Here is a 17,715-nt window from a genome sequence, read left to right as displayed (position 1 = left end):
CGGGTCAGCCGATCGGCGCGTACAGCACGCCCAGCTTGTCGATCTCGTCGCCCGAGCGGCCGGTGAAACCGGCGATCTGCCAGCCGGAGGGGGCGGTGAGGGTGGTGGCGTCGGTGGTCGCGGTGCCGGAGGAGAGGGTGCGGCCCTTGTCCGTGGTGAACGCGGCCGAGAAGATCCGGGTGCGGCCGTCCTTCTGGCCCTGGGTCAGCCTCACCGAGGTGAGGTGCTCGCCGGAGGCGAGGGTGAGGGAGGCCGCCGTGCCGCCCGTGCCGCCGTGGGAGAGGACCGTGCCGCCGTCGTGGGTCAGGGACACCGCGTCCAGGCGGCTGCCGCCGCGCAGGGTCAGGGTGCGGGGGGAGACGGCGGACGGCAGGTCGTCGGCGTCGTTGAAGGCCGTGCCGTGCGGGCCGCCGAAGAAGTCGCTCGCCCTGAGCTTGGAGTCGAGGGTGTAGGAGAAGTCGACGGTGTGCGGGAAGTGGTCGGAGAGATTGCCGCCGGAGGAGTCCAGGAAGGACGCCCACTCGTCGTTGTAGCGGGTCGCGGTGAGGGACACGAGGGGGCTGCCCCGGTAGAGGACCTTGTCGACCACCTCGCAGTCGTTCGGCGGGGCCGAGGCCGGGCACAGCAGCGGGTCCGCGCCCAGCGCCGGCGCGGTACCGCCCTTGACCAGCTTCACCCACGCGTCCGTCAGGCCGTTGTCGTTCACCAGCGTGCGGATGTTGTCGCCGGTGCGCGTGTAGCGGGTGTTGGTGTCCCCCATGACGATCACCGCGTTGCCCGCCGAGTTGGCCTGGATGAAGGCGGAGAGCTGCGCGATGTTGGCGCGGCGGGCGGCGAGGGCGTCGTCGGTGTCGTCCGCGTTGGGGTGGGCGTTGTACAGGTCGACGTAGACGCCCTCGGCCAGCCGTACCCGGGCCAGCGTGAAGCCCTTCGGGGTCAGGCAGTTGGTGCCGGTGCAGTTGTTCCACCTGACCCGTTCGAAGTCCTCGAAGGGGTGGTCGGAGAGGGTGTTGAGCCCGTCCCCGATGCCCGCGCCGCCGCTGGTCGCGGTGCGGTACGGGTGGTGGTCGCCCGCGTACAGCGCCGCGTGGTAGTTGAAGTCCTCCTGGACGTTCACGATGTCGTACTTCGCCACCCGGGGCGAGATCAGCGGGGTGTTGGTCGCCGGATGGCTGGAGCTCAGGCCCTCGGGGAGGCCCGCCACGTTGTACGTCAGGACGTTGAAGGTGCCGGATGCGGAGGCGGCGGCCGCCGCCTGGGACGCGCCCGTCGTGGTGAGCCCGGTGAGGGTGAGCAGGGTGGCCGCGAGAGTGCCGAGGAGTCTCTTCATGTTGGCCATGTTCCTGTCAACCGGGCCGGTTTTGGAGGGTAGTTGAGAAAACTGTTCAACATTTCCCGGTGACCGGTGAGTGGCGCCGGCGGGCAGTCCGCCCGCAGGGCGGCCAGGGCCGACCAGGCGGCGTCGCGTTCCTCGTGGTCGTAGACCCGGGGCGTCGGGCCGCCGGCCGGGGTGAACACGACGTAGCACAGGGGGAGGTACGACAGCGACCCCCACTCCTCCCGCACATGGGCGCGGGCCAGGACCCGGCCGCAGCGCGTACAGCCGATCCACGGGACGAGGAAGAGGTCCGGCGCCGGATGGCCCGGCAGGACCGGCCCGGCGGGCAGCGGTTCCCCGGCGCCGTCGGGCCACACCCGCAGCACGGCGGCGTCCGGCGCCGGCCCGCACCGGGCGATGTCCGCACCGAGCTGGTCCCACACGCCCCACTGCTCGGCCATCACCGCCAGTTCGGCCCGCGCCCGCTCGTCGACGGCCACACCCTGTTCGAGGATCCGCTCGACCAGCACCATCAGCGCGCCCTCCTGCTCGCCGATGTCCCAGCCCGCCCGCACCTCCTCCACGTCCACCGGATCGGGCAGCAGGGCGGCCAGCCGGCTCCACAGGGCGGCTTCGCCGGCGTACGACGGGGGCACGGGTGTGTCGGTCATGCCGGAACTCTCGCACGCGCCACCGACAGTGCCGCGCCCGCGCGCCCCGTCACCCGTTCACCCCCGTGTAGTGCCCTAGGCTCCACCGCCACAGCAGCCGGGACAGCAGATACGCGACGACGCCCACCAGCGGCGAGGCGGCGGCCAGCCAGTACGGCGCCCCGGCGTGGTGGCCGTGGCCCGTCAGCACCGCCGCCGGGAAGTAGGCGACGAAGGCGAGCGGCAGGCCGTACGTCAGGAAGCCGCCCACCGCCTGCGGCAGGACGTTCAGCGGGTAGCTGCCGAAGGTGCCGAGCAGCTCCTCCAGCCAGCGGCCCCAGTACCCGGCCGCCGGGAAGCGCAGCGAGGCCGCGGCGACCACCGTGAACAGGGCCGCCTCCAGGAGCATCCCGCCGAGGACGGCCGCGACCAGGTAGGTGATCCGGCCCGCCGTCCAGTCCAGGTGGCTGCGGCCGAGGGCGCCCGCCATCAGACCCGCCGCCACCGTCAGGTCGCCGATCGCGTTGGTCGGGAAGAACTGCAGCTGGATCTGGCGGTGGACCGGCATGGGCCGCAGCAGATACCCGTCTATCTTCCCCTCCTGGATGTGCCGGCCCAGACCGTGCACCCGGCCCAGGAACAGCACGAACAGCCCGTGCGCCAGCATGCGGGTGGCCGGGATGAGGAGGACGTCGGAGCTGTCCCAGCCGCCCATACCGGTGAACCGGGTCAGCAGCACCGTCGCGAAGACGATCACCGACACCTGCCAGATGGCGCCGATCGCGATCATCATCAGGAACTCGGTGCGGTACTCCAGCTGGGCACGGAAGTTGAGGCGCGTGATGCGCCAGGCGATCCGTACGGCGTTCACGGGCATCAGCCTCCCTGCGAGACGACACGGCGGCCGGCCCGCCGCCACAGAAACCGGGTCACCGCCCACAGGGCCACCACCCAGCCCGCCTGGACGGCGAGTTGGGCGCCCGCGTCCGACAGCGGGATCCGTCCCACGTACAGCGACAGCGGCACGCTCAGCGTGGCCTGGAAGGGCAGGAAGCCGCTCAGCACCACGAACCAGTGCGGGAAGAACCACAGCGGCGCGTACACCCCCGACAGCAGGTTCTGCGCGAAGACGAGGATCAGGATGGCGGCGTCGTTGCGCAGGGTCCAGAAGCACAACAGGTCGATGAGCAGCATGACGTAGTGCAGCACCCACTGCCCGAGCAGCAGGCTGAGCGCGAACACCCCCGCCACCGCGGCCGACCGGGGCGGCTGCACCACCCCGGCCGCCAGGCAGACGGCGTATCCGGCGAGCGCCCAGACGAACCCGTACAGCTGCTCGCCGAGGGCGCGCAGCGCGTAGTAGCGGTGGGGCGGCAGCGGGCGCAGGTACCAGTACACGATGGTGCCGTAGTGGAGGTGCTGGACCACCGTGTCCCGGGCCGCGTACTGGTCCAGCTCGCGCAGCCGGGAGGCGAGTACGGCCAGGACGGCGTACGTCACCGCCTGGTCGCGGGAGAGCCCGGCCGTCGTGCCGGTGTGCGCGTACAGGCCGCGCCACAGGGACGCCACCAGCACGACCTGGACGGTGAGCCGCAGCAGGGCGGCCGTGACGCGGGGCGGGGTGTACAGCTCGCCGAGCGGGGTGACCCGGGCGGCGCGCCAGGCGACGGGGACGGCCATGTCACACCGCCTCGGCCTGCACGTAGGCGGCCCGCATGACGTCTTCCAGGTCGGCCTCGTCGAGGGCGATGTCGGTCACCTCGTGGCGCTCCACGACCAGCTTCAGCGCCTGGTGGACCGTCGGCGCGGCGGCGCCCTCGGGGCCGAACACCACCTGCGGGCCCTCACGCCGCACCACCGCGACGCCCGGCAGCGCGGCCACCTCGGCGTGCGGATCGGCGAGCGTCACCCGCACCTGCCAGGTCGAGCCGAACCGGCGGCGGATCTCGTCCAGCGTGCCGTCCAGGACCAGCCGCCCGTGGTTGACCAGCACCACGCGCTCGGCGAGCCGCTCCACCTCGGTCATGTCGTGCGTGGTCAGCAGCACCGTACGGCCGCGCTCGGACACCTGGTACCGCAGGAACTCGCGGACCTGCTCCTTCACCACCACGTCCATGCCGATGGTCGGCTCGTCGAGGAAGACCACCGGCGGATCGTGCAGCAGCGCCGCCGCCAGGTCGCAGCGCACCCGCTGGCCCAGCGAGAGATGCCGTACCCGGGTGTCCCAGAAGGAGGACAGGTCCAGCAGTTCGTCGAACTCCGCGAGCCGCGTGGCGTGTTCGGCCTTGGGTACCTCGTAGATGTCCCGCAGGATCGCGAACGACTCGCGCACCGGCAGGTCCCACCACAACTGGGTGCGCTGCCCGAACACCGCCCCGATGTTGCGGGCGTTGCGCTCCCGTTCCTCGTACGGCACCACACCCGCGACGCGCGCCTCGCCGGCGGTCGGGGTGAGGATGCCGGTCAGCATCTTGATGGTCGTGGACTTGCCCGCGCCGTTCGGGCCGAGCAGGGCGAGGAGTTCACCCGGGGCGACGTCGAAGCTGATGTCGGAGACGGCGTGCTTGGCGACCCGCTCGGGGTTCACCAGGGACCTGAGCGCCCCCGCGAAGCCGGGGCGGCGGACGGTGGTGTGGAAGGTGCGGGAGAGACCGCGCACCTCGATGTTACCGGTCACATTCATGGCCAGACGTGTCTCCTTCGGCAGCGGGAACGGGCGGGCGGACACTCGGAGGACACAAGCCCACACCCGCGTACGTCACACGCGCCACTTCTTTTACAGGCGCTTGTCCGTACACGGGTGCGGGGCGTGGGGTCAGGACAGGTCAGGACCCCGTCGGTCCGCCGGTCTCGGCGAAGACGAACGAGAACTCGGCCGGTTCGGCGAGCAGGTAGTACTCCGGCAGCGGGCCAGGACCGCAGGACTGCGAGCCGATGCCGTGCTGGCCGTGGTCGAGGTGGACCCACACCGTGTCGCCCGGGGCGAGGTCGCTGCGGTGGGTGGCGGCGTCGAGCTGCTCGGTGGTCCAGCGCCGGGCGCTGAACCAGAACTCCGGGTCGCCCTCGACGCGCAGCCCGCCGAGCTCCGCCCAGCGGACGTCGGCGCGGGCGCCGTTCTCCTGCGGACGGACATACGGCGTCTGCATACCGTCGACCGTCGACTGCCAGCGGCCGACCATCGACGCCGCCCGGGTGTCCGGATACGCCTCACCGGGACCGCCGCCGAACCACGTCACCTCGTCGGTGCCGGAGCCGGACAGCCCGAGGCGGATACCGAGCCGGGGCAGCGGTACCGTCCAGTCGCCCTCGGGTGTCACGGATACCGTCAGCTGTAGACGATCTCCGTCGGACGTCCAGCGGTACACCGTCGACAGCCCCACCTCCCAGGCGGCCGGCGCCACCCGCGTACGCACGGTCAGCGCGTCGTCGCCCACCTCCACCGCGTCCAGCCGGTGTTGCATACGGTGCAGGCCCAGCTTGCGCCAGAGCATGCCGTAGCGGATGTCCGTCTGCCAGGCCGCGCCGTCGTCGTTGTCGGTGGTCGCCCGCCACACGTCGAGGCGCAATCCGGTGACTCCGACCGAGCCGATCGTCCGCAGCGCCCCGGTGCGGGCGTCGAAGGAGGCCGGGCCCAGGGTGATCAGCCGGTCGTCGAGGACCGGCCCGGCGGTCGCGGCCACAGACGGCACCTGTCGTGCCGACCCGGGGAACTGCCCCCACGCCACCACATGGTCCTTCGGTCCCCACGCGGTGTCGGCGGCGAGCAGCGCCCGTACCGTCCACAGCGTCTCACCGCTCCTCAACGCGGGTGGCTCCGGCAGCTTCACGTCGGCCGACTCGCCGGGCGCCAGCGCCGGAACGGACAGCGAGCCCGACTCGACCGTCTCGCCGTCCACCTGGAACGACCATTCGAAGACCAGCGCGGACAGATCGGCGAAATCGTACCTGTTGGTGACGCGTACCGTGCCGTCCGAGCCGTCGCCCTCGATCCGGACCGGCTCGATCACCTTCTTGTACTCCAGCAGCCCGGGGGAGGGCCGCCGGTCGGGGAAGAGCAGCCCGTCGCAGACGAAGTTGCCGTCGTGCAGCTCCTCGCCGAAGTCGCCGCCGTAGGCGAAGCCGTACCGCTCGTCCTTGATGCCGTGGTCGATCCACTCCCAGATGAAGCCGCCCTGGAGCCGGTCGTAGGACTCGAGGATCCGCTGGTAGTCGGCGATGCCGCCGGGGCCGTTGCCCATGGCGTGCCCGTACTCGCAGAGGATGAAGGGGAGTTCCCGGCGCCGGTGCGTGCCGCCGTCCAAGCCGCGGCCGATCCGCTCGACCTCGGCGTGGTCCGCGTACATGCGTGAGTACATGTCCGTGTCACGGCAGTCGATGTCGCCCTCGTAGTGCACGAGCCGTGCGGCGTCCCGGCCGTGGATCCACTCGGCCATGGCGGTCAGACCGCGGCCGGTGCCCGCCTCGTTGCCGAGCGACCAGATGACGATGGAGGGGTGGTTCTTGTCGCGCTCGACCATGCGGGCCGCGCGGTCCAGCAGGGCCGGGGTCCAGCGGTCGTCGTCGACGGGGTTGTCCCGCCAGGCCTGCTCGGTGAAGCCGTGGGTCTCCAGGTCGCACTCGTCGATCACCCACAGCCCGTACTCGTCGCACAGGTCGAGGAAGGCCGGGTGCGGCGGGTAGTGGGAGGTGCGGACGGCGTTGACGTTGTGCCGCTTCATCAGCAGCACGTCCTCGCGCATGGTCTCCAGGTCGAGGGCGCGGCCCTTCTCCGGGTGCCACTCGTGGCGGTTGACGCCCTTGAAGAGCACCGCCTTTCCGTTGACCTTGATCAGGCCGTCGGCCAGTTCGACCGTGCGGAAGCCGATGCGCAGCGGCACCCGCTCGCCCTCGGTGGCCAGCACGCCGTCGTACAGCTTCGGGGTCTCCGCAGACCACGGTTCGACCGGGACGGTCGCCGCCTCGCCGGTCGCGATGTCGATGCCCAGGTCGGGCACGGTGACCCGGCCGTCCACGTCGGAGTCGACGCGCAGGGTGCCCACGCCGCCGACGTGGTCGTAGGAGGCGTGCACGAAGAAGTCCAGGACGGCGCCGGCCGGGCGGTGCAGCAGGGTGACGTCACGGAAGATGCCGGGCAGCCACCACTGGTCCTGGTCCTCCAGGTAGGAGCCCGCCGACCACTGGTGCACACGGACGGCCAGGACGTTGCCGCTCGGCTTCAGCAGGTGCCCGACGGCGAACTCGTGCGGCAGCCGCGAGCCCTTGAACTCGCCGATGTCGGTGCCGTTCAGCCAGACGCGGGCGCATGACTCCACCCCGTCGAAGCGCAGCACCGCGCCGCCCTCCTCCGGCCAGTCCTCAGGCAGGTCGAAGACGCGCAGGTGGTCGCCGGTGGGGTTCTCGGTCGGCACGCGCGGCGGGTCGACGGGGAAGGGGTAGAGGTGGTTGGTGTAGATGGGGGAGCCGTGGCCCTGGAGCACCCAGTGGCCGGGGACCGTGACCTCGGCCCAGTCCCCGGCGTCGTACCCCTCCGCGGCGAAGCCGTCGTCCTGCGCGTCGGCCGTCCCCGACAGCCTGAAGCGCCAGTTCCCGTTCAGCGTGAGGGACTTCGCGTCGGAGGACCCGTACCAGGAGCGGGGCGGCAGGGCCCCGCTGCCCGGGGAGACGTCCTCGACGTAATCGATGGCCGTGGTCGTGCGGAAAGACATCGGTCTCCTAGCTCATCCCTTGATGCCGGTCTGCGCAACCCCCTGCACCAGCCAGCGCTGGAGGAAGAGGAACACGAACACCAGGGGCAGGATGGAAATGGCGGTGGCCATGAAGATCAGGTGGTAGTTGACGGTCTGGTTGGTCATGTACGAGGAGAGGGCGACCTGGACCGTCCAGGCGCTGGGGTCCTGGCCGATGACCAGCGGCCACAGGAAGGCGTTCCAGCCGCTGATGAACGTGATCGTGGCCATCGCGGCGAAGAAGTTCAGCGAGTTCGGTACGACGATGCGCCAGTACGCGCCCCAGTAGCCGAGCCCGTCCACGCGTGCCGCCTCCTCCAGCTCCTTCGGGAACCCCAGGAAGTACTGCCGGAAGAGGAAGCAGGTGAAACCACTGAAGAGGCCCGGGATGATGAGACCGCGGTAGGTGTCGACCCAGCCGAGCGACGAGACCAGCACGAAGCTGGGCACGAAGGTGACGGCTGTGGGGACCATCAGGGTCGCGAGGACGGCGTAGAAGACCTTGTTGGCGTGCCGGTAGGGGATGCGGGCGAGGCCGTAGCCGGCGAGGGAGCAGACCAGGAGGGTGCCGAGGGTCATCAGGACCGCGACGATCAGGGAGTTGACCATCGACCGGCCGAAGTCGACCGTCACGTCGTCGAACGGCTCGGTGATGTTGCCCCACTGGATGTGGCTGGGGAACCACTTCCAGTTCTCGCCCGTGATCTCCGGGTCCTGCATCAGCGAGTTGCGGACGATCAGGTAGAAGGGCAGCAGGAAGAGCAGCGCGGCGACACCGACGGCGACGTAGACGCCGGTGTTGCCGATGACGCTGCCGCGCTTGACGCGGCGCGGCCGGTCGACCGGAGGCATGGTGGTGGTCACTTGGACTCCTCACCCCTTCCGAAGCCCATGATCTTGCCCTGGAAAAGGGTCACGACGCAGATCAGCACGGTCAGGATGACCGCGCCCGCGCTGCCCTGGCCGTAGTCCTGGTTCACACCGATGGCCGTCTTGTAGAGGATGACGAGGGGCGGCTGGCCCCATGTGGCCTTGCCCATCAGGTTGAAGAACTCGTCGAAGGCCTGGTAGGCCGCGACGAGCAGCAGCAGGATCACCGCGGTGGTGGTGGCCCGCAGCTGCGGCAGCGTGATGTGGCGGAAGGTCTGCCAGCCGGGCTTGGCGCCGTCGATGGCGGCCGCTTCGTACAGTTCCGACGGGATGTTCTGGAGCGCCGCCAGGAACAGGATCATGTAGAAACCGGCCTGCAGCCACAGGCGCAGCGTCACGATGACCAGCCAGTACCAGGGCGGGCTGGGGTTGGCGAGCCAGGCCACCTGGTCGGCGCCGAACCAGCCGATGACGGTGTTGGCCATACCGAAGCGGACACCGTTGAAGATGGACATCTTCCAGATCAGCGAGGCGGCCACGTAACTGCACGCGGTGGGCAGGAAGAACACCGAGCGGAAGAACGCCCGCATGAACCGCAGCCGGTGCACCAGCAGCGCGAGGCCCAGCGACAGCGCCCAGGTGAGCGGCACGATGAAGGCGGCGAACACGGTGAACGTCACCAGCGAATTGGTGAAGTTGGGGTCCGTCAGGACGGTCTTGTAGTTGTCGAGGCCGATGAAGTCGCTCGGCGTGACGGTGAACCGGGCGTCGAAGAAGCTGAGCCAGATGCTCCAGCCGATCGGCACGAAGACGAAGATCACCAGGCCGATCAGGAACGGGCCGGTGAAGAGCCAGAAGTTGAGGGTGGGATTGCCCCGCAGACCCCGCCGCGGCCGGGCCTGGGAGGCCTTGGCCGGGGCGGGGCGGGTGACCCCGCGTGTGGTGGTGGTCGACATGTCGCTCGCGCTCCGCCGGACTATCCGAACAGCTTCTTGAGCTCGCGGTTCACCTTCTTGTCGCAGGCGTCGAGCGCCGCCTCCGGATTCTGGTTCTTGCGGACGCAGTTGGCGATGACGTCGTTGAGGGCGGTGATCATCGCCTGGGTCCAGCCGATGTTGTCGAAGTGCCCGTAGGTGTTGAAGAGCTTCACGCCCTCGGCCGGCAGACCGGACTGGAGCTTGGTGGCCTGCTGGGCGATGGAGGTGCGCGGCGGGATGTGGAAGCCGTACGAGGTCGCGAAGTCCTCCTGGTACTTCTTCTGCTCGATCCACAGCCACTTCACGTACTCCTTGGCCGCGTCGACGTTGTCGCCCTTGGCGTTGACGAACATCGACCAGCCGCCGTTGGTGACCGACGGCTTGCCGCCGCTGCCGACCTTGGGGAACGGGAAGATGCCGAGGTCGTCGCCGAGCGCCTTCTGCATCGTGGGCATCCCCCACATGCCGCCCCACTGGATGGCGCACAGTCCCTGGTCGAGCGCGGACGGGTCCCACCAGTCGGCCGGGGCGTCGAGAAGCAGGTGGCCGCTGGTGAACAGGCCGCGCAGCTGCTTGAGGCCCTCGACGACGGCGTCCGTGTGGTAGGCGATCTCGTTCTTCTCGTCGAGGGTGTCGGCGCCCGCCGACCAGATCAGGTTGCTCTGGATGGGCGTCAGGTCGTTGCCCAGGAACAGACCCTTCACCTTGCTGGTGGTGAGCTTCGCCGCGGCCTCGATCAGCTCTTCGAGGGTGGTCGGTACGGAGACGTTCGCCTTCTCCAGCATCGACTTGCGGTAGAAGAAGAACTGCGGGTCGTCGATCATCCGTATGCCGTAGATCTTCCCGTCGACCGTGTGCGACTTGATGTCGGCCGGGTTGAAGTCGTCCTTGACCGGGTCGATGAGGTCGGTCAGATCGGCCACCTGACCGCTCTTGACGAGCTGGATCTGCGGGTGGAACTCGAACACGTCGGGCGCGTTCTTGGTGAGCAGCGCGGGAAAGAGCTTGTTCTCGAAGTTGCTGCCGGTGATCCACTGAGTGTTCACATGGGCCTTGTCGTACGCCGCCGCGTACCGCTTGACCGCCTGCTCGACGCCCGCCTCGCCGTAGGCGTGGAAGTACTGGGTGAGGTTCTTGCCCGAACCGCCGCTTCCGCCACGGCCGTTGTTGCTGCCGCACGCGGCCAGCGTGCCGGCGGCGGCCAGGCCCGCGGCGGCCTTGAAGATTGATCGGCGGTCCCAGTTGCTGCTCATTGCCGACATGCTGACGTCCTTGTCTCGATGTGTGCGGCTGCGGCTCTACGGCTCAGCGCGAGATGGCTCAAATGGGTTGCGGAGCGGGACGTTAACCTTCGGCTAAGGCTTCGGCAAGGGGTTGGACGAAGTCTGCGCGAAACGTTGTGTCCGGTTCGGAATGACGAACGTGGGGGGTGGACCGGCGGTCTGCCGGGGGTGCGTCGGGGGGTGAGGGCCGCCGGGTCAGGGATGGCCGGCGGCCCTCGGTCCCGGGGTGTTACGCCTTGTTCCAGGCCTCGTTGGGCCCGCCGTTGCAGCTGTAGAGGATCACCTTGCCGCCGTCGGCTGTCGCCTGCCCGCTGACGTCCAGGCACTTGCCGGTCGCCTCGCTCAGGATCTGCCCGTTGGCGTTCAGCAGCCAGCGCTGACCGGCGTCACCGGTGTAGGCGGCGGTTGTCGTCAGCCCCGAACTCCCGGCCGTCAGATACCCGTTGGCGCCCTTCAGGGCACCCTTGGCGTCGTACGACCAGGACTGGCCGGCGCCGCCCGTGCAGGTGCTGATCGCGGCTCCCGAGGCGTCCGCCGTCAGGCACTTGCCGGACTGCTTGCCCTGCCAGGCGCCGGTGACGGCCGAAGTGCCGTGTCCCTTCTGGTCGAAGACGTACGTCGTCACGGAGCGCGCGGCGAGCGTGGCGGACACCGTGCCGCCGCTGACGGACGGCTTGGCGGCCTTCGCCCAGTTCTCGGTGGTCGACGTGCGGACGGCCTGTGTGGCCCGCACCGGCGCCTTGCTGTTGAAGTGCAGGTCCAGCGCGGTGTCGGTCGTGTTGTGGTTGTTGACCACCACGACCCACTTGCCGTCCCGGTCGTACGACGACACCTCCACGCCGCTCGGCGCCCCGGTCACGTTGTGCGCGACCGAGCCCGGTTTCACGAACTTGCTGTACTGGCCCAGCGCGTAGTACCGCTTGGTGAAGTACAGCGTCTGGTTGCCGTTCGTGGCGTAGTCGGGGTCGTAGTAGATCAGGCCGTCGTTCCAGCCCTCGTCGTTCCTGGTGGACGGGTCGCTGCCGTACCCGCTCGCGAGCGCCACCCACCACTGGAACGCCGAGTCGTGGGAGCTCGCGAAGTCCTTGTAGACGATCCTCGACATCAGCAGGGCGTTGTCGATGGTCGGGTCGTACTCCTGGTTCCAGCCCGTCGAGCCCTTGCCGAAGCAGCAGATCTCCGTGGCCCAGGACTTCTTGCCGACCGCCTTCGCGGTCTCGTAGACGTTGCCGAGCTGGCCGTCGTCGGGGTTGTTGTAGGTGTGGTGGGCCAGCGCGGACACGTACTGCGCGGTGCCGGGCTGCGAGATCCACTGCGGGACCTCGGTGGTGAACTGGACCGTGCTGCTGGACTCGTCGGCGATGACGCCGGTCTTCTGGTGCCGGGACTTCTGCTCGGCGCCCAGCGCCCGCACGATGTCGTCGCGCTGGTCGGGCGGCACCTGCATGCCCTCCTGGCCGCAGCTGCCGAAGTCGTTGTCCGGCTCGTTGAAGGGGCTGATGTGGTCGAACCTCGCGCCCTGCTCGGCGAAGTGGGCCGTGACGTCGGCTATGTACTTCGCGAAGTCGGCCGTGTTCTCGGCCTTCAGCCGTCCGCCGCAGCTCTGCCCGTTGGTCGTCCACCGGGCGGGCGCGCTGTTGACGAAGCCGATCAGGTCCTCGACGCCGTACTCCGCGGCGTACTTCAGGAACGTCCGGCCGCCCTTGTCCTTGCTCCAATCGTACGATCCGTCCGGCTTCAGGAAGTCCTCGGGGGCGCGGGCCGGCGTGGTGACGGCGGCGCCGCCCCCGCCGATGTTGTAGCGGTACGAACTCAGGTCCAGGCCCTGCGAGGAGAACAGCAGCTTCGCCACCCGGGCCTGGACCTCGGGCGCGAAGTGCTGCAGGTCGTTGACCCACCAGGCGCCGGAGGCACCGATGTCGTCGATGGTCTGGGCGGCGTGAGGGGAGACCTCGGCCGCCGTGGGGGTGGCGGCCGAGGCGGTCGGGGCGGATACGAGGGGGCCGGCGACAGTGAGCGCGGCTGCGGCTGTCAGCAGCACCGCTCTCCTGGAGCGGGGTGTCGTGGTGCGGGGGTGAGACACGTGCAACCCTTCCGTCGTCATGAAGGTGGTGCGGTACGGCTCCTTGCGGGGATGGTGCGTTTCGCTGCCCTCTGCCCGACGGACTGCAGGGCGCCTTCGAGCGCGAACGTCGCCGCGCCCAGGGACACCGGGTCGGTGGGGATCGGGGAGAGGACGATCTCGGTGGCGGCCAGCGGTCGCCTGAGCGCGTGCCGGGCGACGGCCTCGCGCACCTCGTCGAGCAGCGGCTCACCGAGCCGGGCGGCGACCCAGCTGCTGAGCACGACCACTTCGGGGTTGAGCAGATTGACCAGGTCGGAGATACCGGCGCCGAGGTAGCGGGCGGTGTCCCGGACGACCTTGACGGCCACCGGGTCGTGCGCGGCAACGGCGCGGGCCAGGGCGTCGATGGTGGCCGTCTGGTCCTCGGGATGCAGCAGCGTGCTCTGCGGGCTCAGTTCCCGCAGGTTCTGCATGATGCCGGGCGCCCCGACGTACGTCTCCACGCATCCGTGGTTGCCGCAGTGGCACAGCCGGCCGTCCAGGACGAGCGTGGTGTGGCCCCACTCGCCGGCGCTGTTGCTGACCCCCCGGTGCAGCCCGCCGCCGAGCGCGAGTCCGGCGCCGACCCCCGTGCCGAGGTTGACCACCACGGCGTCCCCGCGCCCGCGCGCGGCCCCGAACCACAGCTCGGCCACCGCGCAGGCGCGCAGCGGGTTGTCCAGGTAGAGGGGGTAGGCGATGTGCTCGGAGAGCAGATCGAGCAACGGCACGTCGTGCCAGTCCCAGTTGGGCGCGTACTCGGAGATGCCGGTGTCCCGGTCCACCTGCCCCGGAACGCTCACCCCGACGCCGAGCACCCGCGCCGCCTCGACCCCGGCCTGCGCGACCACCGAACCGACCGCGGCGGCGACGTGGCCGACCACCTGCTCCGGGCGGCTCTCGCCCGGGCGCATGTCCTCGTCGGCGCGGGCGAGCACGTTCAGCGCGAGGTCGAAGAGCTCCACATGGACGTACGTCTCCGCGATGTCCACGCCGATCAACGCGCCCCCCGACGCGTTGACGGCCACGAGTCCCCGGGGGCGGCCTCCCGCCGAGTCCTCGAACCCGACCTCGGTGATCATCCTCAGGTCGAGCAGCTCGCCGACGAGCGTGGCGACCGTGGCCAGGCTCAGGCCCGTGGCGGCCGCCAGCTCCTGCCGGGAGGTGGGAGACTCGGCGATGATCTGGCGCAGCACCTCGTAGCGGTTCGCGGTGCGGATGTCCCGTGATGTGCGCTTCACGAAAAGCTGCCCCTCCCATCGCTGCCAGGCCGGCCGGGACGACGTCGGCACCGGCGCGGCGCAAGGCTATGGGCTGCCGAGACCTTTCGACAAGGGGTTAGGAAAGGGGCTTTATAAAGGTCGCCCGGAGGAAGGCGTTGGTGAACTTGCCGCTGGGATCCAGCAGGCGGGCCAGCGCCAGGAAGTCGCCGAGGCGTGCATACCGTCGACGCAGTGTGTCCGCGGAGATCGTATACACCTTCCCCCAGTGCGGCCGTGGCTCGAAGACGTCCAGCGCCTCCTCCACCCGGCGCACCACCGGCAGCACCGCCGACGCGTCCTCGATCCAGGTGAAGTGGACGGCCACCGAGTCCCGCCCGTGGGCCGGGCTCAGCCACTGCCGGTCGGCGGCGACCGTCCGCACTTCGCAGGTCTGCAGTACGGGGGCCACCGTCTCCCGGATCTCGTCGATCGCATACAGCACATCGAGGGCCGCCGACCGCGGCAGCAGATACTCCGACTGCAGCTCCGCCCCGCTGCTCGGCGTGAACTCCGCCCGGAAGTGCGGCAGCCGCTCGTGCCACGGCCCCGGCACCCCGAACTGCTCGGTGCAGTTCACCGCCGGCATACCCGGCACCGGATGCAGCGCCTCGGTCGCGGGCCGGGCCCACGGGAAGTCCACCGGCGCCTGGTCGGTGCGCCGCTTCACCCACACCTGCCGGAAGCCCGCCGCCCGCGCGTCGGTGAACAGGCTCACGCTGTACGCGGCCCCCGCCACCGCCTCGAAGTCCAGCCCCGCCAGCCCAAGCTCGGTGAAGAGGTGCTGCTCGACCTCGTACGCCGGTTCCAGGTCCAGGGTCAGCGCGGTGACCACGCCGAGCGCGCCGAGGGAGGTCACCGCGCCGTCGAAGCCCTCCTCGCCGCGTGCCAGCGTCACCGTCGAGCCGTCCGCGACGACCAGTTCCACCGCGCGCACCGCCGAGGCCAGCGGCCCGTTGCCGACCCCCGAGCCATGGGTGCCGGTCGCCACCGAACCGGCCACCGAGATGTGCGGCAGGGACGCCATGTTGGGCAGGGCGAGACCGCGCGCGTGGACCGCGCGGGCCAGTTCCGCGTACCGGACGCCGCCCGAGACGCGTACCGTACGGGCCGCGGTGTCGACGTCGAGTACCGGCGGCAGGTCCGCGATCGACAGCAGGACGCCGTCGGGGCCCGGGTCGGCGATCGGGTTGAAGGAGTGCCCGCTGCCCAGCACCCGCACCTTCGCGCTGCCGGCGACCAGGGCCCTCAGCGTGTCCGGTGAGTGCGGCCGGTGGAACTCCTTCGCCGTGTAGGTGATGTTGCGTGCCCAGTTGGTGACCGCCCGAGTCATCCCTGCCCCTCCCGGTGAGTGCGTGTCCATTGACCCTCTCATTCACCGCCACCTACCGTAGAGACCGGTTGCTATCCGCGCGTCACCGAGCCGGAAGGTCACTTCCTTGCCCGAGCGTCCCCAGGCACTGTTCGCCATGACCGCCCAGAACGTGCCGCACATTTTCCCGCCGGAGGTGCTCGCGCGGCTGCGTGAGTACGTAGAAATCGATCCCACTCTGGTGGCGCAGGACTTCACCGACCCCCGGATCCGGGAGACGCTCGCCCGCACCGAGGTCCTCATCACCGGCTGGGGCTGCCCCCGCCTGGACGCGGCGGCCCTGGACGCGGCCCCCGAGCTGCGCGCGGTGCTGCACGCGGCCGGTTCCGTCAAGGGCTTCACCACCCCCGAGGTCTGGCGGCGCGGCATCGCGGTCTCCTCGGCGGCGGCGGCCAACGCGCTGCCCGTCGCCGAGTACACCCTCGCCATGATCCTGCTCGCCGGGAAGGACGTGTTCGGCTACCGCGACCAGCTCCGCACCCGGCGCGACTTCCCCTACGGCGACATCCTCCCCGGCATCGGCAACTACGGCCGCCGCGTCGGCGTCGTCGGCGCCTCCCGCATCGGCCGCCGGCTGATCGAGCTGCTGCGCCCCCACGACCTGAGGGTGAGCCTCGCCGACCCGTACGTGGACGAGGCGGAGGCCGCCCGGCTCGGTGTCCCCCTGGCCGGACTGGACGAACTGCTCGGCACCTCGGACATCGTCACCGTGCACGCCCCGCAGACCCCGCAGACCCGTCACCTGCTCGGCGCCCGCGAACTCGCCCTGATGCCCGACGGATCGGTCCTGATCAACACCGCGCGCGGCGCGCTCGTCGACCACGACGCCCTGGTCGCCGAGCTGCGTACCGGACGGCTGAGCGCCGTCCTCGACGTCACCGACCCCGAACCGCTGCCCGCCGACTCGCCCCTGTTCGGCCTGCCCAACGCCTTCATCACCCCCCACCTCGCCGGCTCCCAGGGCAACGAGGTGGCCCGCCTCGGCCGCACGGTCGCCGAGGAGGCCGAACGGCTGCTCGGCGGCGGCCCGCTGGAGTACGCGATCGACCACACCGCGCTGGAGCGGGCGGCGTGACGACGGCGAAGCGGACGCAGCCGGCGGCCGGCCAGGACGCCTCGACCGTGCGGGACGTGGCCGCGCGGGCCGGGGTCTCCGCCTCCACCGTCTCCCGCGTCCTGGGCGGCACCTACCCGGTGGCCGCGGCCACCCGCGCCAAGGTCCTCAAGGCCATGCGCGAGCTGGACTACGTGGTCAACGCGCACGCCCGCGCCCTCGGCGGCGCCACCAACAAGACGGTCGCCTTCGTCGTCGACGACGTCACCGGGCCGTTCTACGCCCACATCGCGCGCGGGGTGGAGGAGCAGGCCTCCGAGGAGGGCCGGCTGTGCATGCTGTGCACCACGCACGGCGACCCGCGCCGCATCCTCGCCGTCGTCGAGACCATGCGCGAGCAGCGGGCCGACGCGGTGATCGTGGTGGGCGGCGCCTGGGAGGACAAGGCCTACCAGGACCGTATGACCCACTTCGCGCACGCCCTGGACCGGGCGGGCTCCCGGCTGGTGCTGGTCGGCCGGCCGCCGCTCGGCGCCGGCGTCCCCGCCACGGTCGTCGACTACGACAACGAGGGCGGCGCCTTCGCCCTGACCACCCACCTGCTCTCCGCGGGCCACCGGCGCATCGCCTACCTCGGCCGGGTGCCCGGCCTGTCCACCAGCGGCCAGCGCGTCCGGGGCTTCACCCGCGCCCATGAACTCCTCGGCCTGGCCCCGGACCCCGCCCTGATCGTCGACGGCGTCTTCGCCCGCTCCTACGGTTACCGGGCGACCCGTGAACTCCTCACCTCCGGGAAGGAGTTCACCGCGATCTTCGCCGCCACCGACATGATCGCCACCGGGGTGGTCCAGGCCCTGCGCGAGGCCGGCCGGCGCATACCCGACGACATCGCCGTCGCCGGATACGACGACATCCCGGTCGCCCGCGACGTGTATCCCGCCCTGACCACCGTGCACGTCCCCCAGGAGGAGCTGGGCCGCGCCGCCGTCCGGCTGGCCCTGCACCGCGACGAGCTGCCCGACAGCCAGCACCTGGTCCTGGGCACCCACGTGGTGCTGCGGGAGTCGACACGGCGGGCGGGCGGCGGCTGACCCGCCGCACC

At 70.5% G+C, this 17,715-nt stretch carries 14 protein-coding genes; 2 read left to right on the top strand and 12 right to left on the bottom strand.

Translation table 11 applies throughout. The features are described 5' to 3' along the window. Window positions 1–4: 4 nt before the first annotated feature. The 12 genes from ACZ7L0_RS03135 to ACZ7L0_RS03080 all read right to left on the bottom strand — a co-directional run bounded on the left by ACZ7L0_RS03135 (window position 5) and on the right by ACZ7L0_RS03080 (window position 15,520). The gene (locus ACZ7L0_RS03135; RefSeq protein WP_471240643.1) at window positions 5–1,330 is read right to left on the bottom strand and encodes a jacalin-like lectin; all 1,326 of its coding nucleotides are present in this window, start codon (window positions 1,328–1,330) and stop codon (window positions 5–7) included. Further along, entirely contained in the window at window positions 1,327–1,989 is a 663-nt protein-coding gene (locus ACZ7L0_RS03130) for a hypothetical protein (protein WP_471240642.1), read from the bottom strand. The genes ACZ7L0_RS03135 and ACZ7L0_RS03130 overlap by 4 nt, the downstream gene beginning before the upstream one ends. 49 nt (window positions 1,990–2,038) lie before the next feature. Beyond that, window positions 2,039–2,845, bottom strand: a complete 807-nt coding sequence (locus tag ACZ7L0_RS03125) for an ABC transporter permease (protein ID WP_471240641.1) — start codon at window positions 2,843–2,845, stop codon at window positions 2,039–2,041. After that, window positions 2,845–3,648: an ABC transporter permease gene (locus tag ACZ7L0_RS03120; RefSeq protein ID WP_471240640.1), complete on the bottom strand. Its 804-nt coding sequence runs from the start codon at window positions 3,646–3,648 to the stop codon at window positions 2,845–2,847. Before ACZ7L0_RS03120 ends, ACZ7L0_RS03125 begins: the two co-directional genes overlap by 1 nt. A gap of 1 nt (window position 3,649) precedes the next feature. Continuing rightward, window positions 3,650–4,651, bottom strand: coding sequence for an ABC transporter ATP-binding protein (locus ACZ7L0_RS03115; RefSeq protein ID WP_471240639.1), 1,002 nt, complete (start codon window positions 4,649–4,651; stop codon window positions 3,650–3,652). A gap of 142 nt (window positions 4,652–4,793) precedes the next feature. Continuing rightward, a complete protein-coding gene (locus tag ACZ7L0_RS03110) occupies window positions 4,794–7,673 on the bottom strand; it encodes a glycoside hydrolase family 2 TIM barrel-domain containing protein (RefSeq protein ID WP_471240638.1) in 2,880 nt (959 codons plus the stop codon). A 12-nt stretch (window positions 7,674–7,685) separates the two neighbouring features. Next, window positions 7,686–8,558: a carbohydrate ABC transporter permease gene (locus tag ACZ7L0_RS03105; RefSeq protein WP_471240637.1), complete on the bottom strand. Its 873-nt coding sequence runs from the start codon at window positions 8,556–8,558 to the stop codon at window positions 7,686–7,688. Beyond that, entirely contained in the window at window positions 8,555–9,520 is a 966-nt protein-coding gene (locus ACZ7L0_RS03100; RefSeq protein WP_471240636.1) for a carbohydrate ABC transporter permease, read from the bottom strand. Before ACZ7L0_RS03100 ends, ACZ7L0_RS03105 begins: the two co-directional genes overlap by 4 nt. A gap of 20 nt (window positions 9,521–9,540) precedes the next feature. Next, a complete protein-coding gene (locus ACZ7L0_RS03095) occupies window positions 9,541–10,803 on the bottom strand; it encodes an ABC transporter substrate-binding protein (protein WP_471240635.1) in 1,263 nt (420 codons plus the stop codon). A 250-nt stretch (window positions 10,804–11,053) separates the two neighbouring features. After that, a complete protein-coding gene (locus ACZ7L0_RS03090) occupies window positions 11,054–12,928 on the bottom strand; it encodes a glycoside hydrolase (RefSeq protein WP_471240634.1) in 1,875 nt (624 codons plus the stop codon). After that, entirely contained in the window at window positions 12,925–14,169 is a 1,245-nt protein-coding gene (locus ACZ7L0_RS03085; protein WP_471240633.1) for an ROK family transcriptional regulator, read from the bottom strand. Before ACZ7L0_RS03085 ends, ACZ7L0_RS03090 begins: the two co-directional genes overlap by 4 nt. A 97-nt stretch (window positions 14,170–14,266) precedes the next feature. Beyond that, window positions 14,267–15,520 carry an FAD-binding protein gene (locus ACZ7L0_RS03080; protein ID WP_471240632.1) on the bottom strand — a complete coding sequence of 418 codons (1,254 nt, stop codon included), beginning with the start codon at window positions 15,518–15,520 and terminating at the stop codon, window positions 14,267–14,269. A 106-nt stretch (window positions 15,521–15,626) separates the two neighbouring features. On the opposite strand from ACZ7L0_RS03080, the gene ACZ7L0_RS03075 reads away from it, so the two are divergent. Next, entirely contained in the window at window positions 15,627–16,634 is a 1,008-nt protein-coding gene (locus tag ACZ7L0_RS03075; RefSeq protein WP_471240631.1) for a hydroxyacid dehydrogenase, read from the top strand. After that, window positions 16,631–17,704 (top strand): LacI family DNA-binding transcriptional regulator, encoded by a 1,074-nt coding sequence (locus ACZ7L0_RS03070; RefSeq protein ID WP_471240630.1) that lies wholly within the window; start codon window positions 16,631–16,633, stop codon window positions 17,702–17,704. Before ACZ7L0_RS03075 ends, ACZ7L0_RS03070 begins: the two co-directional genes overlap by 4 nt. The last annotated feature ends 11 nt before the right edge of the window (window positions 17,705–17,715 follow it).

This window comes from Streptomyces sp. NPDC039424 (genome assembly GCF_055639495.1).
The sequence above is the reverse complement of the archived record's forward strand: the minus strand, read 5'-3'. Positions and strand labels throughout refer to the sequence as shown.

Bases quoted from the DNA above. Each gene is read 5' to 3' on its own strand.
- ACZ7L0_RS03090 (WP_471240634.1), bottom strand. From the start codon at position 12,928: ATGACGACGGAAGGGTTGCACGTGTCTCACCCCCGCACCACGACACCC.
- ACZ7L0_RS03100 (WP_471240636.1), bottom strand. From the start codon at position 9,520: ATGTCGACCACCACCACACGCGGGGTCACCCGCCCCGCCCCGGCCAAG.
- ACZ7L0_RS03130 (WP_471240642.1), bottom strand. From the start codon at position 1,989: ATGACCGACACACCCGTGCCCCCGTCGTACGCCGGCGAAGCCGCCCTG.
- ACZ7L0_RS03115 (WP_471240639.1), bottom strand. From the start codon at position 4,651: ATGAATGTGACCGGTAACATCGAGGTGCGCGGTCTCTCCCGCACCTTC.
- ACZ7L0_RS03095 (WP_471240635.1), bottom strand. From the start codon at position 10,803: ATGTCGGCAATGAGCAGCAACTGGGACCGCCGATCAATCTTCAAGGCC.
- ACZ7L0_RS03135 (WP_471240643.1), bottom strand. From the start codon at position 1,330: ATGAAGAGACTCCTCGGCACTCTCGCGGCCACCCTGCTCACCCTCACC.
- ACZ7L0_RS03125 (WP_471240641.1), bottom strand. From the start codon at position 2,845: ATGCCCGTGAACGCCGTACGGATCGCCTGGCGCATCACGCGCCTCAAC.
- ACZ7L0_RS03120 (WP_471240640.1), bottom strand. From the start codon at position 3,648: ATGGCCGTCCCCGTCGCCTGGCGCGCCGCCCGGGTCACCCCGCTCGGC.
- ACZ7L0_RS03080 (WP_471240632.1), bottom strand. From the start codon at position 15,520: ATGACTCGGGCGGTCACCAACTGGGCACGCAACATCACCTACACGGCG.
- ACZ7L0_RS03110 (WP_471240638.1), bottom strand. From the start codon at position 7,673: ATGTCTTTCCGCACGACCACGGCCATCGATTACGTCGAGGACGTCTCC.